Genomic DNA, 13,586 nt, shown 5'->3' on the forward strand with positions numbered 1-13,586 from the left:
TCGTCTCACTGCCGGGCCGGCCCGGTGCTTGGCTTGGCCGCCGTCGCTGCGCCCGTCCCGCCGCGGCGGTCCTGGCGCCAGGTGCGGAACATGAACCCGCCGAGCGCGAGGAGGGTGAGGATGCCGCCGATGCGGATGGCGGTCATCACCTCGCTGGTGTACCGCCCCGTCGACGGATCGTACTGGAAGCAGAACAGCATCAACTGGTCGACCGGCGAGCCGATCTTGCCGTCGGCGGCCTCCATCAGCCCGAACTTGAGATCGCGGGGCGCGGGCTCGACGCCGTAGAAGTAGCGCGAGAGGATGCCGTCCGGCGTCAGCACGAACACCCCGGCGGCGTGCGCGAACTGCTTCTTGTCCGGCAGGTAGGTGTAGCGGAAGCCGACCGCGTCGGTGAGCTGTTTGATCGACGCTTCGTCGCCCGTGAGGAAGTGCCAGCCCCGTTCGGCGCCCGGGCGGCGATACTCCTGCAGGTAGGTCGCCTTCTTCCTGGCGGCGAGCTCCGGCGTGTCCGTGGGGTCGAAGCTGACGGTGATGACGTCGAACTCGTTGCCGGCGTCGAACGGCAGGGCGCGCATGGCGCTCACCAGGCCATTGAGCACCAGCGTGCAGAGCATCGGGCACTCGTAGTACGCGAGCGACAGAATCACCGGCTTGCCGCGCATCAGGCTGCGCAGCGTCACGGTCTCGCCGGCCTCGTTGCGGAACGGGAGATCGAGCGGAACCGGCTGATTGAGGTGCTGGTCGATGCCGACGTCGCGCAGCTCGGGCGGGCGGACCTCGCTCGGCTGGCCGCGCCGATCGGCATCGCGATCGACGGGACCGCCGCCCTCGAAGGCGCGCGCGTTCAGCGGTGCCGCGAGCACCGCGAGCGCGAGCGCGAGCGCCGTGCTGGCTCGCCTCATTGTGGCGCCGCCCCCGTGCCCCCGGCGCGCGAGGCGAGGATGTCGATGGCGCGGTCGATCGGAATGTGGACCGTGCCGGCGCTCTGGTCGACCCATCCGTAGGTCGTGAGACGCTCGGTCTCGGCCTTGCGCAGCTCGTCGAGGTCCTTGAGCGGATGCGCCTGCAACCGCGGCTGGGGCGGCACCCGTGGCCCCTCCGCCGCGGCCAGCGGATTGGCGGGCGGGCTCATGCGCGCTTCCTGGCGGGCCAGCAGGTGGTACAGGCCCAACATCGCGACGGCGGACAGCACGAGCGCGACCATCAGTCCGATGCCGGCGATCACCACCGGGCGCAGGACGGTGTTGTCTTCCTCGTGCGCGTGCGGCGCGTGGCCGGACTCGCTGACTCCCTGCGGCAGGCTCATGCGGCGGCCTCCAGCGGCAGGGCCGGATCGCGCAGCGGGAGCACCGGCCGGCCCTGCAGTTGCCACAGGAACGCCGCCAGCCAGACGCCGCCGACCCCGAGGACCGCCGCGACATCCATCCAGTGCAGCACGAACTTCCCGGGCGAGAAGGCGGGAACGATCATCCAGTACAGGTCCACCAGGCGCATGAACAGCATCAACAGGGCGACGATGATCAGGCGCCGCGGGTTCTTCTTCAGCTTCCGCGACAGCAGCACGAAGAACGGCAGGAAGAAGTGGAAGAGCGGCAGCGCCACCGCGATCACGCCCCAGCCGCCGGCGATGCGCTTGAGGTACCAGGGCGTCTCCTCCGGGATGTTGCCCGACCAGACGATCAGGAACTGCGAGAACGCGAAGTAGGCGTAGATCATGACGAACGCCAGCAGCATCTTGCCGAGGTCGTGGAAGCGCTCGGCGGTGGCGACGTGCGCCACCGGCTCGTGCTCGACCAGGAGGGTGAGGACGGCGATCGCGAAGGCGAAGGCGCTCAGCACCTGGCCGCCGATCACGAGCAGGCCGTAGATGGTCGAGTACCAGTGCGGCTCGAGCGACATCATCCAGTCGACCGCGGCGAAGGTCATGGTCAGCGCGTAGAGCACGATCGCCCCGCGCCCGAGGAGCTGCAGCGTGCGAACCAGGCTCGGGTTGCCGGTGGCGTCCTGGGCCAGCGAGTAGCGCAGCATCAGGCGGCCGAAGCCGATCCAGATGGCGAAATAGATGATCGCGCGGACGATGAAGAACTCCGGGTTGAGGTACCAGGACGCCTTGAACTGGAGCAGCTTGCTCTTCTCGACATGGTGCGGATCGGCCCACGAGTAGAGGTCGTGCATGCCGAACACGATGGGCAGGAACAGCACCACCACCAGCGGCAGGGTGCGGATGCCGGCCTCGCAGATGCGCCGGATGACGATGCCCCAGCGGCCGCCGGCGACGTGGTTGAGCGCCACCAGTCCGAAGCAGCCGAAGGCGATGCCGCCCCAGAACATGAAGGCGACGAGATAGGAGCGGAAGAACTGCTCGCGATCGACCAGCGCGCCGGCGCCGAGCACCGCCAGGCCGAGGACGCCGAGGCCGAGCAGCGCGCTCGGACCGCGCCGCAGGACGTGGTTCTCGGGCAGGGAGAAGGTCGCCTGCAGGGTGCTCATCGCGCCGCTCCCAACTTGGCGCGCTCGTCGGCGGGGACGTCGGCGAGCGTGGCGTTCTGGCTCAACTGCAGCGCGCGGATGTAGGCGACGATCGCCCAGCGATCGCGCGCCGGCACCTGCGCCGCGTAGCCGGGCATGGTGGCGAAGCCGTTGGTCATCACCTGGAAGAAGTAGCCGTCGGGCACCGCGCGCAGGCGCGGGTCGTGGAACGAGGGCGGCTGCTTGTAGCCGCGCTGCACGATCATGCCCTCGCCGCTGCCGGTGCGGTCATGGCAGGGCGTGCAGTAGATGTTGAAGCGCTCCTGGCCCCGCCGCAGCACCTCGAGGCCCGAGCCGAGCGGGTTGGTCGCCACCGGCGCGCCGTTGCTGACGCCCTGGAAGAACGCCTCGTCCTCGTCGAGATGGCCGCGCGCCACCACGCCCTCGACCAGCGGCCGCGAGGCGCGTTGATCGGGGAAGAACGGATTGTGGGCGAAGGCCCGGTACTTCGGCTGGTTGTGCATGTCCTGCCGGCAGCCGGCGAGGAGCGGCGACAGCACCGCGGCGGCGAGGACGACGCGCGCGACGATCGAACAGCGCATCAGCGTTCGACCTGCGACACCTGCGTCGGATGCAGGCGCGACAGGAAGCTCCAGGTCTGGTCGAGATCGAACTTCGGATCGGTCGATTCGATGCAGAGGAAGAAGCGATCGCGCGAGGCGAGCGCGAAGCGCTTCTCGTTGAACACCGGATGGTAGGGCATCGGGAAGCCGTTGAGCCCGAGCATGCCGAACACCGCCGTCAGCGAGGCCAGCAGCACCGTGCACTCGAAGGTGATCGGGATGAACGCCGGCCAACTGTTGAGCGGCTTGCCGCCGACGTTCAGCGGATAGATCACCGTCGAGGTGAAGTAGGCGAGCGAGAAGCCGGCGACGCCGCCGATGATGCCGCCCATCAGCACCAGGAACGGCAGCCAGTTGCGGCGGTGCGGCATCGCCTCTTCCAGTTCCTCGATGGGGAACGGCGTGTAGCAGTCGTACTGCGTGTACCCCGCCCTGGTGGCCTGTTCCGCCGCCTCGACCAACTCGGCCGGGCTGTGGAACTCGGCCATCAGGCCGAAGATCAGCGGGTCTCCCGCGGTCTTGGCGTGCGCCGCGCTCATTCTTGATGCCCCCCGTTGACCTTCGCCTCAGGCAGCAAGGTGCGCACCTCGAAGATCGAGATCATCGGCAGCAGGCGGATGAACAGGAACAGCAGGGTGGTGAAGAGGCCGAGGGTGCCGATGAACGTCGACCAGTCCCAGAAGGTCGGGTAGTACATGCCCCAGGATGACGGCAGGAAGTCGCGCGACAGGCTGACCGGGATGATGATGAAGCGCTCCAGCCACATGCCGATGCTGACGATGATCGAGATGAAGAACAGCCAGCCGAGACTGGAGCGGATGCGCTGGAACCACAGCAACTGGATCGAGACGATGTTGCAGAAGATGAGCATCCAGTAGAGCGGCGCGTAGGGGCCCCCGAAACGGTTCATCATCAGGGCGATCTCGAACTTGTTGCCGCCGTAGAACGCCATGAAGGTCTCGACCATGTAGCCGTAGCCCACGACCAGGCCGGTCGCGAGCGTGATGCGGCCCATGTAGTCGAAGTGCCGCATGGTCACGAAATCCTCGAGCCCGTAATACTTGCGCAGCGGGATGGCGATGATCATCACCATCGCGAAGCCGGCGAAGATGGCGCCGGCGACGAAGTACGGCGGGAACACCGTCGCGTGCCAGCCCGGCACCTGGCCGACGGCGAAGTCGAAGGACACGATGGTGTGGACCGAGAGCACCAGCGGCGTCGAGAGGGCGGCGAGCAGCAGGTACGCCGTCTCGTAGCGGTGCCAGTGCTGCGCCGAGCCGCGCCAGCCCATCGCCAGGGCGCCATAGATGGTCCTGCCGATCGGCTTCTCCGAGCGGTCGCGCAGGGTCGCCAGGTCGGGGATCAGGCCGACGAACCAGAACAGCAGCGACACCGTCGCATAGGTCGACACCGCGAACACGTCCCAGATCAGCGGGCTGCGGAAGTTCGGCCACATGCCCATCGTGTTCGGGTAGGGCAGCAGCCAGTAGGCGAGCCAGGGACGGCCGGTGTGGATGACCGGGTACATGCCGGCGCAGGCGACGGCGAACAGGGTCATGGCCTCGGCGAAGCGGTTGATCGACGTCCGCCACGTCTGCCGGAAGAGCAGCAGGATGGCCGAGATCAGCGTGCCGGCGTGGCCGATGCCGATCCACCAGACGAAGTTGAGGATGTCGAGGCCCCAGCCGACCGGGATGTTGAGCCCCCAGATGTAGGTGCCCTTGAGGAAGAGGTAGGTCACCGAGAGCCCGAGGAGCTGCAGCAGCGTGAAGCCGATGCCGAAGCCGACGATCCAGCCCCAGGGCGTGCGCCGCGTCTGAACGATCGAGGCGATCTTGTCGGTGACCGTGCCGAACGAATGCCCCGGCTCGATCACCGGCGGCAGTCCGTCGTGGCGACCCTGTCGTTCCTGTGCAGCCATCAGCCCCTCGCCAGATCGGGATTGGGATTGCGGATCCCGGCCAGGTAGGTGGTGCGCGGCAGCGTCCCGAGCTCGTTCAGCAGCGAGTAGTTGCGCGGGTCCTGCTTGTTCTTCGTCACCGCGGCCTCGGGATCGTTGATGTCGCCGAAGGTCAGCGCGTCGGCCGGGCAGACCTGCTGACAGGCGGTGAGGACCTCACCGTCCGTGATCGGCCGATTCTCGCGCTTCGACTTGATGCGGACGTAGTTGATGCGCTGGATGCAGTACGTGCACTTCTCCATCACGCCGCGGCTGCGGACGGTGACGTCGGGGTTGAACACCATCTTGTGCACGTCGGACTGCGGGTCGTTGTAGAGCGTGAAGTTGAAGCGCCGCACCTTGTAGGGGCAGTTGTTCGAGCAGTACCGGGTGCCGACGCAGCGGTTGTACACCATGGCGTTGATGCCCTCGGTGTCGTGCACCGTGGCGTTGACCGGACACACGCCCTCGCACGGCGCCTGCTCGCAATGCTGGCAGAACACCGGCTGCATCACCGTCTGCGGGTTGTCGAGGTCGCCCTCGAAGTAGCGGTCGATGCGGATCCACTGCATTTCGCGGCCGCGCGCCACCTGGTCCTTGCCGACGACCGGGATGTTGTTCTCGGCCTGGCAGGCGACCACGCAGGCGTTGCAGCCGATGCAGTTGCCGATGTCGACGGTCATGCCCCAGGCATGCCCCTCGAACTTGAAGCCGGGGTAGAGCGACTTGTCGCGCATGTCGCGCGTGCGCGCGAAGGTCGGCTTCTTCTCGAACTGCTCGACGGTGCCGGTGCGCACCAGGTTGCGGCCGTGCATCGAATGATGGTCCTGGGTGCAGGCGAGCTTGTAGTGACGGCCGAGTGGCACCAGGCTGGCGTCACTGGCGCTCCACGGCGCATCGGCGGTGCGCAGCAGGTAGGTGTTGAAGCCGACGTCGTTGCCGACCTGCCCGGCGCGCGGCCGGCCGAAGCCGAGGCCGAGGGTGATCGCATCCGGCGCGTGGCCGGGCTGGATCCAGACCGGTACCTGCAGGGTGCGCCCGGCGAGCGTCACCTCGACCAGCGCGCCGACGTCGAGGCCGAGCCGCTCCGCGGTCGCCGGCGCGATCAGCGCCGGGTTGTCCCAGGTGACGCGGGTGATGTGCTTCGGCACCTCCTGCAGCCAGCCGTTGTTGGCGAAACGGCCGTCGTACAGGCTCGAATCGGGGCGGAAGACGACGTCGACCGCGCCCGCCGGGCGCTCGGCCGGCGGCGGCAGCATGCTCCGGCTCCAGTCGGCGGGCTGGCCGACCCAGTTCGGCTGCACCGGCGTCGCGGCGGTGTTGGCGATGACGCCGTCGTGCACCGCCTTGCGCCACGATTTCTCGAAGTCCCCGCCGAGCTGGTTCTTCCAGGTCTCGCGCACCAGGTCGTGGGTGGTCGCGTCCGGCTGCCCGAGCAGCACCGAGAGCACCGCCGGCGTGCCGCGCCCATCGTACAGCGGCGCGATCAGCGGCTGCTGGATGCTGGCCGTGCCGTCGTAGGCGCGGACGTCGCCCCAGTCCTCGAGATAGTGCGTCGCCGGCAGGTGCCAGTGACTGAGGATGCCGGTCTCGTCGTAGTAGAGCCCGTGGTGGATGCGCGTCGGCACCTTGTCGAGCGCGGCGGTGAACTCGAGGTCGACCGGCGCGTCGTACACCGGGTTGACGTCGAGCAGCACCAGGACCTCGACCGCGCCGCCCTGCATCGCCGCCACCAGATCGCGCAGCGACTGCGTCTCGTCCACCGGCGACGCCACCACCGGCTCGGTGTACAGCACCGTGCTGCCGTCGGCGCCGAGCGCCGTGTTGATCGCCGCCGCCAGCAGATGCACCACCGGCGGCTGCCACTCGCCCGCGAGCACGATGCTGCGGCCCTTGTGCGCCTGGAGGTCGCGCACCACGGCGGTGATCAGGGCCTGGTGCCCCTCCATGCCGACCGGCGCCCGCACCGGCAGCCCGAGGCCGCGGGCGACGCCGAGCGCGAACTCGGCGATCTCCGCCGGCCGCAGCGGCTGGCGGTGATCCGCCTTGGCGCCGGTGTTGGTGGTCGAGGTCTCGACCACATAGAGGCGGTTCATCGCCCCGCCGCCGGCATCGAGCTTGCGGCGGCGCGTGAAGTCCTTGGCGTAGCGCACCATGCCCGGACCGCCGCCGAGGAAGTCGGCATCGAGCGAGAGGATCCGGTCGGCCTTGTCGAAACGATACTGGACGTCGAGCGGGCGTCCGAACGCGGTGCGCATCGCCGCCTGCGCGTTGGCGTTGTTGATCGGCTGGTAGCGGTGCCAGGTCGCCTGCGGATACTTGGCGAGCAGGTCGCCCATCAAGCGCGCCGTCGTCGGCGAGCTGACGTTGCCGGAGAGGATGCGCAGCCCGGCGCCGCCGCTCGCCTGCTGCTTGGCGAGCAGGTCCGACGCCGCGGTGGCGAAGTTGCGCCAGGTCTGCACCTCCCCGAGATAGCGGACCACCTGCGAGCGATCCGGGTCGTACAGGCCGAGCACCGACGCCTGCGCCAGCACGTCGGTCGCGCCGAGGCTCGCCGGATGGTCCGGGTTGCCCTCGATCTTGGTCGGCCGGCCCATGTGGCTCTCGACCAGGAGCCCCCTGCCGATGCCGTCGAGCGGCATCGCGGTGGCGAAATAGAGCGGTTCGCCCGGCACGATGTACTCGGGGGCCTTCACGTACGGGAAGACCGTTTCCGTCGGTTGCTTGGTGCAGGCGCTGACGCCGGCCAGCGCCAGCGACGCCCCCATCAGCTTGATGAAGGTGCGGCGCCCTACCGGATCGAGCGCCTGCTGCGCCTCGGCGGGGAACTCGGCCTGCAGGAACGACTGGAATTCCTCGCTGTCGGCCAGCTCGTCGAGGCTCCGCCAGTAGTGCTTCCCGGACTGCGCCTCGAGACGGGCGCGTAGGGCCGGCAGATCGAGGGCCGAACGGGGCTTGCCGCCGCGCGGCGCGGCCGTCTGCTCGTCGGACGTGACGCTCATGATTGTCAGACCTTCGTGGCGACCGCGCTCAGCGATGACACGCGGTGCAGTCCTGGCGGCCGTGGACGTCGTGCGCCGCCATCAGCTCGGCGCCGAGGTTCGGATTGTCGGCGGGCGGCTCCCATCCCATGTTGAAGACCTCGGAACGCGGCCGCAGGTTGGGCGCCGGATTGCGGTGGCACTCCAGGCACCACTCCATGAACAGCGTCGGCACCTGATAGGTGAGGTTCATCTTGTCGATGCGCCCGTGGCAACTGACGCACCCGACGCCCTTGGCGATGTGGATCGAGTGGTTGAAGTAGACGAAGTCGGGGAGGTCGTAGACCTTGGTCCAGTTGAGCGACTCGCCGCTCCGCCAACTCGCCCGCACCGGCTCGAGGGTCGGGCTCTGGAACCAGATCTGCGAATGGCAGTTCATGCAGGTCTGGGTCGGCGGGAAGCCGGCGTTGGAGGACACCTCGACCGAGGTGTGGCAGTAGCGGCAGTCGATCCCCAGCTCACCCGCGTGGTGCTTGTGGCTGAACGGCACCGGCTGTTCGCGCGCCACGTCCTGCCCGGTGTTGTAGGCGGATCGGAACAGGCGATCGAGGCCGACGAGCCCGCCGCCGAGCAGCAGCGCCACCCCGACGACGCTGACCTTGGCGAGAACGTTGGAGTACGGACGGAAGACCTGCGACATGGATCACCGGGAGATTACGAGACAGCGTCGCGCCATATCAACATAAGCGCCGACGAAATCAGCTTTCCGCCCCATGTAGAACCCCTTATCTCGACGCGCGCGCCACGATGCGGTCGTTCCGGCGCTCCGAGACCCTCGCGATCAGCATCCCACTTGTGACTCGATTGGATTGGACGACTCGCGCAGACGAGCCGCTTGCGTTTATCGCGACGGCCGAAAATTGCAAGACGACCCGCGCCGGCGGGTGGACCACCGCGGCGCGCCGCCAGGCGCGGCGGCGCGCTTGACGGCGCGCGCCGGCGCGTTCGAAGGTGCGGCCATGGCTGATCTCGACGAATTCCGGCGCGAGACGCGCGCCTGGCTGGAGGCGAATGCGCCGGCGTCGATGCGCACGCCGCTCGGCGAGCACGAAGAGCCGTGCTGGGGAGGGCGCAAGGCGCGCTACGACAACCCGGACGTGAAGCGGTGGCTCGACGTCATGGCGGCGCGCGGCTGGACCGCGCCGACATGGCCGACCGCGTACGGCGGCGGCGGCCTCGGCCGCGACGAAGCGCGCGTGCTGTCGCAGGAGCTCGCCGCGCTGCGCTTGCGACCGCCGCTGGTGGGCTTCGGGCTGACGATGATCGGACCGACGCTGCTGCAACTCGGCACCGAGGAGCTGAAACGCACCCACCTCCCGCCGATCGTGCGCGGCGAGGTTCGCTGGTGCCAGGGGTACTCCGAGCCTGGCGCCGGCTCCGACCTCGCCAGCCTGCAGACCCGCGCCGTGCTCGACGGCGACCACTTCGTCGTCACCGGCCAGAAGGTGTGGACCTCCTACGCCGACCAGGCCGATTGGATGTTCCTCCTCGTCCGCACCGATCCCACGGCGCCGAAGCACGAGGGCATCAGCTTCCTGCTCATGGACATGACCAGCCCCGGCGTCAGCGTGAAGCCGATCAAGCTGATCAGCGGCTACTCGCCGTTCTGCGAGACCTTCCTCGACAACGTCCGCGTCCCCCGCACCCAGGTGATGGGCGAGGTGAACAAGGGCTGGGGCGTGGCCAAGGCGCTGCTCGGTCACGAACGGACGATGATCGCCGACATCGGCAAGGGCTTCGGTGGCGAGACCCGGACGCGCACGGCCGTGCAACTGGCGCGCGATTATCTCGGCCCCCGCGAGGGCGCCATCGCCGATCCGGCCATCCGCCATCGCCTGGCGCAGGTCGAGATCGATCAGCGCTGCCTCGACTGGACCCTCGCCCGCTCGCGCGACGAGGCGAAGGCCGGCCACGCCCCCGGCCCGGAGACGTCGATCTTCAAGTATTACGGCACCGAGCTGAACAAGCGTCGCCGCGAGCTGATGGTTTCCATCCTCGGCCCGCAGGCCCTCGGCTGGGAGGGCGACGGCTTCGATTCCGAGGAGCTCGAGATCACCCGCGAGTGGCTGCGCTCGCGCGGCAACTCGATCGAGGGCGGCACGTCGGAGATCCAGCTCAACATCATCGCCAAGCGCGTGCTGGGCCTGCCGGACTGAAGGAAGGACGACGTCACCACGGAGGCACGGAGTCCGCGGGCGCCCTCCCCGCCTCCGTGGTGAAGATCCTCGAAAGGCACATGCGATGCAGTTTTCGTTGAACGAGGAGCAATCGCTGCTTCGTGAATCCGCGGCGGCGTTCGTGCGCGATCACTCGTCGCTGCGGCGCATCCGGGCGCTGCGCGACGCCAGGGACGCGGATGGATTCTCGCGCGATCTCTGGCAGCAGATGGCGGAATTGGGCTGGCTCGGGATTCCGTTCGCCGCGGCGTACGGCGGGCTCGGGCTCGGGCTGAAGGAGCTGGCGCTGGTGCTGGAAGAGCTCGGCAAGGGGCTGATGCCGGAGCCGATGCTGTCGACGGTGCTGCTCGGCGGCGGCGCCATCGCGCGCGGCGGCAGCGACGCGCAGCGCGCGGCGGTCTTGCCGGCGCTGATCCGCGGCGACCTGTTGCTCGCCCTCGCCCACCAGGAACGGCACAGCCGCTACGACCTGCACCGCGTCGCCACGCGCGCCGAGCGCGCCGGCGATGGGTGGCGCCTGCGCGGCGAGAAATGCCTCGTCCTCGACGGGCACGTCGCCGATCGCCTCATCGTCAGCGCCCGCACCGCCGGCGGCGACAACGACCGCGACGGCATCACCCTCTTCCTCCTCGACCGCGGGGCCCCGGGGGTGTCGGTGGTCCGCCAGTGGACGCTCGACGGCCGCAACGCGGCGCTGGTGGGTTTCGACGGCACGCCGGTCGGCGCGGCCGACGCGCTGGGCGCGGTCGACGACGGCGCCGCCCTGCTCGCCCCCGTGATCGACCGCGCCACCGCCGGCCTCTGCGCCGAGATGCTCGGCGGCATGCAGGCGGCGTTCGCGATGACCCTCGACTACCTCAAGACGCGCAAGCAGTTCGGCGTCCCGATCGGCTCGTTCCAGGCGCTCAAGCACCGCGCCGCCGTGGTCTTCACCGAGATCGAGCTGGCGCGTTCGGCGGTGCTCGCCGCGGCGATGGCACTCGACGAGGACGACGCGCAGGCGCCGCAGGCCGTCTCCGCCGCCAAGGCCCGCTGCGCCGACGCCTTCCTGCTCGCCGCCAACGAGGGTGTGCAGATGCACGGCGGCATCGGCATGACCGACGAGCACGACATCGGGTTCTACCTGAAGCGCGCCCGCGCCGCCGAGATCACGTTCGGCGACGCCGCCCACCACCGCGAGCGCTTCGCCACCCTGCGCGGTTACTGACTCCCGCGAGCAGCCACGGCCGGCGGGCCGTGCCTCGGACCAGCGGGACGATGCACTCGATGGCAGCGGAGCGACGGCGATCGGCGAGACTCGAGACCGTGACCGGGAGCAGCGTGATGCCGATGGGGCGACGATCCGGAGGCCGGCGCGGCGGCGGTGATCGCCGCATCGCAGCGATGCCGCGGCAGCGATGACCGCTGCTCAGCGCGCCTTCAGGCGCGCGAGGACGAGCGAGGCGGCCGCGACCGCCACGACGCCCCAGGCGAAGGCGTCACCGATGCGGGTGTAGACGGTGGTGATCCGCAGCGGCCGGATGTCGGCGCGCAGGGTCTCGGCGGTGAACAGGCCGAGATGGTCGACGATGCGGCCGAAGGGATCGATGACGCCGGTGACGCCGGCGTTGCCGACGCGCACGAAGTAGCGGCGATTCTCGATCGCCCGCCAGACGGCGATCGCCTCGTGCTGGTACGGCGCCATCGAACGGCCGAACCAGGCGTCGTTGAAGATCGTCAGCAGCGCCTCGGCGCCGGCGGCGGTCATGGCGCGGGCGATGCGGCTCGGCACGTCCTCGTAGCAGATGAGCGGCGCCATGCGGATGAGGCCGGGCACCTGCAGCGGCGCGATTTCGCTTCCCTCGGTGAAGTGGCTGGTCTGCGGGCTCAGATCGTACACCTGGGGGAACAACGAGCCGCCGGGGATGTACTCGCCGAACGGGATGAGCACCTGCTTGTCGTAGCGGCCGAAGACGCGCCCGTCGCCGTCGATGAGGAAGGCGCTGTTGTACATCCGCGCCTCGCCGCCCTCCGCGGGATACTCGTAGGCCAGGCCGCCGTAGATCAGGTACGTGGCGGTGCCGACGTACGGGTTGTGCTTGGGCGGCACCTGATCGGTTCCGACCTCGGTCCACCACTGCGCCACCGACTCCGGCCAGATGAGGACGTCGACCTGCGACTGCAGCGGCGCCGACAGCTCGCGGTAGTGGTCGAGATTGACGTCGAACAGCGATACGTTGCCCTTCTCGTGGATGCCGATGTTCCCCTGCACCAGCCCGACCCGCACCGTCGGCGCGGCGTCGACCGCGGCCTGCACGATCGGCATGCGCCAGACCCCGTACAGCACCAGCGCCGCCAGCGCCGCCAGGGCCGCGGCGAGCGGCGCGAAGCGCCGCCGGCCGTCCAGCGCCAGCGCGATGCCGGCGCTCACCCACACCATGACGAAGCTGAGGAGATAGGGCCCGGCGAGGTCGCCGCTCTGCAGCAGCAGCGGCCGCTCGAGCTGCGAGTTCGCCATGCGCCAGGGGAAGAGATTGGGGAAGAGGAACTCGAGCGCCACCCAGAGCACCGGCGCGAAGAGCCCCAACGGCCCGAAGCGCAGGCGGTGGAAGCCCCAGGCGAAGAGCACGAACTGGGTCGCCGAGTAGAGCGACAGACAGGCGTAGAAGAAGACGGCGAGCGCGTACGGGAAGCCGCCGAAGACGTGGATGGTGTAGACCAGCCAGTAGAAGGCGGGCACGTTGGTGGCGAGGCCGGTGAGCAGACCGAGGCGCAGCGACTCGCGGCGCGAGCTGGCGCGGCCGAGCGCCCACAGCAGCGGCACGAAGGCGACCCAGGCGACCGGGTAGAGGGAGAAGTCCAGCCACGGCGCCGCCACCAGCGCGCCGGTGACCAGCGGCGCCGCGACGAGCTGCCAGCGCGTCAGGACCCCGGCATCGGGCACCGCCGGCGTGGCCAGCGCGTCCGGCCGCGTCGTCATCCGCGCTCTCCGCGCCCCTGCGCCACGCCGGTCACCGCGGTTTCAGGTTGAACGCCTGCGGCCCCTTCTCGCCGCGGCGCACCTGGAACTCCACTTCCTCGCCTTCGCGCAGATCCTCGAAGTACACCTTCGGCGCCACACGCGAGCGGTGGAAGAAGACTTCGTCACTCCCGTCGTCGGGGACGATGAACCCGAATCCCTTGTCCTTCACGATCCTCTTGATGGTGCCGAACATCGCCGCTCACCCGTGCCGACGGCGCCGACGACGCGACGGGCCGCCCGCCGCGGCCGGGGCCTGGCCGCCAGCGCCCGCCGTCTCGCCGGGTCGCGCCGGGCTCGAGCGCGGCTTGCGCGTCGCTGACGACCGGCAGGTCC

At 69.4% G+C, this 13,586-nt stretch carries 12 protein-coding genes; 2 read left to right on the plus strand and 10 right to left on the minus strand.

Going from position 1 to position 13,586, the window contains the following annotated elements:
* Positions 1-5: 5 nt before the first annotated feature.
* The 8 genes from KF840_13990 to KF840_14025 are packed head-to-tail and all read right to left on the minus strand — an operon-like array spanning position 6 to position 8,715.
* Positions 6-905 carry an SCO family protein gene (locus KF840_13990; protein MBX3026014.1) on the minus strand — a complete coding sequence of 300 codons (900 nt, stop codon included), beginning with the start codon at positions 903-905 and terminating at the stop codon, positions 6-8.
* On the minus strand, positions 902-1,309 hold the full coding sequence (locus KF840_13995) for a hypothetical protein (GenBank protein ID MBX3026015.1): 408 nt from the start codon (positions 1,307-1,309) through the stop codon (positions 902-904). The genes KF840_13990 and KF840_13995 overlap by 4 nt, the downstream gene beginning before the upstream one ends.
* The gene (locus tag KF840_14000) at positions 1,306-2,493 is read right to left on the minus strand and encodes a hypothetical protein (GenBank protein MBX3026016.1); all 1,188 of its coding nucleotides are present in this window, start codon (positions 2,491-2,493) and stop codon (positions 1,306-1,308) included. The genes KF840_13995 and KF840_14000 overlap by 4 nt, the downstream gene beginning before the upstream one ends.
* Entirely contained in the window at positions 2,490-3,074 is a 585-nt protein-coding gene (locus KF840_14005) for a cytochrome c (protein MBX3026017.1), read from the minus strand. The genes KF840_14000 and KF840_14005 overlap by 4 nt, the downstream gene beginning before the upstream one ends.
* Entirely contained in the window at positions 3,074-3,583 is a 510-nt protein-coding gene (locus KF840_14010) for a DUF3341 domain-containing protein (protein ID MBX3026018.1), read from the minus strand. Before KF840_14010 ends, KF840_14005 begins: the two co-directional genes overlap by 1 nt.
* A gap of 47 nt (positions 3,584-3,630) precedes the next feature.
* Positions 3,631-5,016 carry a polysulfide reductase NrfD gene (gene nrfD, locus KF840_14015; GenBank protein ID MBX3026019.1) on the minus strand — a complete coding sequence of 462 codons (1,386 nt, stop codon included), beginning with the start codon at positions 5,014-5,016 and terminating at the stop codon, positions 3,631-3,633.
* Entirely contained in the window at positions 5,016-8,036 is a 3,021-nt protein-coding gene (locus KF840_14020) for a TAT-variant-translocated molybdopterin oxidoreductase (GenBank protein MBX3026020.1), read from the minus strand. The genes nrfD and KF840_14020 overlap by 1 nt, the downstream gene beginning before the upstream one ends.
* Before the next feature lie 28 nt (positions 8,037-8,064).
* Positions 8,065-8,715: a cytochrome c3 family protein gene (locus KF840_14025; protein ID MBX3026021.1), complete on the minus strand. Its 651-nt coding sequence runs from the start codon at positions 8,713-8,715 to the stop codon at positions 8,065-8,067.
* 319 nt (positions 8,716-9,034) lie between these two features.
* On the opposite strand from KF840_14025, the gene KF840_14030 reads away from it, so the two are divergent.
* Both KF840_14030 and KF840_14035 read left to right on the plus strand, forming a co-directional pair.
* Complete coding sequence (locus KF840_14030; GenBank protein ID MBX3026022.1) at positions 9,035-10,231, plus strand: acyl-CoA dehydrogenase family protein; 1,197 nt, start codon at positions 9,035-9,037, stop codon at positions 10,229-10,231.
* A gap of 85 nt (positions 10,232-10,316) precedes the next feature.
* Positions 10,317-11,459, plus strand: coding sequence for an acyl-CoA dehydrogenase family protein (locus KF840_14035; GenBank protein MBX3026023.1), 1,143 nt, complete (start codon positions 10,317-10,319; stop codon positions 11,457-11,459).
* 201 nt (positions 11,460-11,660) lie between these two features.
* Here KF840_14035 and lnt read toward each other — a convergent pair whose 3' ends face one another.
* Both lnt and KF840_14045 read right to left on the minus strand, forming a co-directional pair.
* Complete coding sequence (lnt, locus tag KF840_14040; protein MBX3026024.1) at positions 11,661-13,211, minus strand: apolipoprotein N-acyltransferase; 1,551 nt, start codon at positions 13,209-13,211, stop codon at positions 11,661-11,663.
* Positions 13,212-13,242: 31 nt separating this feature from the next.
* Complete coding sequence (locus tag KF840_14045) at positions 13,243-13,446, minus strand: cold shock domain-containing protein (GenBank protein ID MBX3026025.1); 204 nt, start codon at positions 13,444-13,446, stop codon at positions 13,243-13,245.
* Positions 13,447-13,586: the final 140 nt, after the last annotated feature.

This window comes from bacterium (assembly GCA_019637795.1).
GTDB lineage: Bacteria > Desulfobacterota > Binatia > HRBIN30 > CADEER01 > JAHBUY01.

Coding starts and splice junctions, on each gene's coding strand:
- KF840_13990 (MBX3026014.1), bottom strand. CDS start 905: ATGAGGCGAGCCAGCACGGCGCTCGCGCTCGCGCTCGCGGTGCTCGCG.
- KF840_13995 (MBX3026015.1), bottom strand. CDS start 1,309: ATGAGCCTGCCGCAGGGAGTCAGCGAGTCCGGCCACGCGCCGCACGCG.
- KF840_14000 (MBX3026016.1), bottom strand. CDS start 2,493: ATGAGCACCCTGCAGGCGACCTTCTCCCTGCCCGAGAACCACGTCCTG.
- KF840_14005 (MBX3026017.1), bottom strand. CDS start 3,074: ATGCGCTGTTCGATCGTCGCGCGCGTCGTCCTCGCCGCCGCGGTGCTG.
- KF840_14010 (MBX3026018.1), bottom strand. CDS start 3,583: ATGGCCGAGTTCCACAGCCCGGCCGAGTTGGTCGAGGCGGCGGAACAG.
- nrfD (MBX3026019.1), bottom strand. CDS start 5,016: ATGGCTGCACAGGAACGACAGGGTCGCCACGACGGACTGCCGCCGGTG.
- KF840_14020 (MBX3026020.1), bottom strand. CDS start 8,036: ATGAGCGTCACGTCCGACGAGCAGACGGCCGCGCCGCGCGGCGGCAAG.
- KF840_14025 (MBX3026021.1), bottom strand. CDS start 8,715: ATGTCGCAGGTCTTCCGTCCGTACTCCAACGTTCTCGCCAAGGTCAGC.
- KF840_14030 (MBX3026022.1), top strand. CDS start 9,035: ATGGCTGATCTCGACGAATTCCGGCGCGAGACGCGCGCCTGGCTGGAG.
- KF840_14035 (MBX3026023.1), top strand. CDS start 10,317: ATGCAGTTTTCGTTGAACGAGGAGCAATCGCTGCTTCGTGAATCCGCG.
- lnt (MBX3026024.1), bottom strand. CDS start 13,211: ATGACGACGCGGCCGGACGCGCTGGCCACGCCGGCGGTGCCCGATGCC.
- KF840_14045 (MBX3026025.1), bottom strand. CDS start 13,446: ATGTTCGGCACCATCAAGAGGATCGTGAAGGACAAGGGATTCGGGTTC.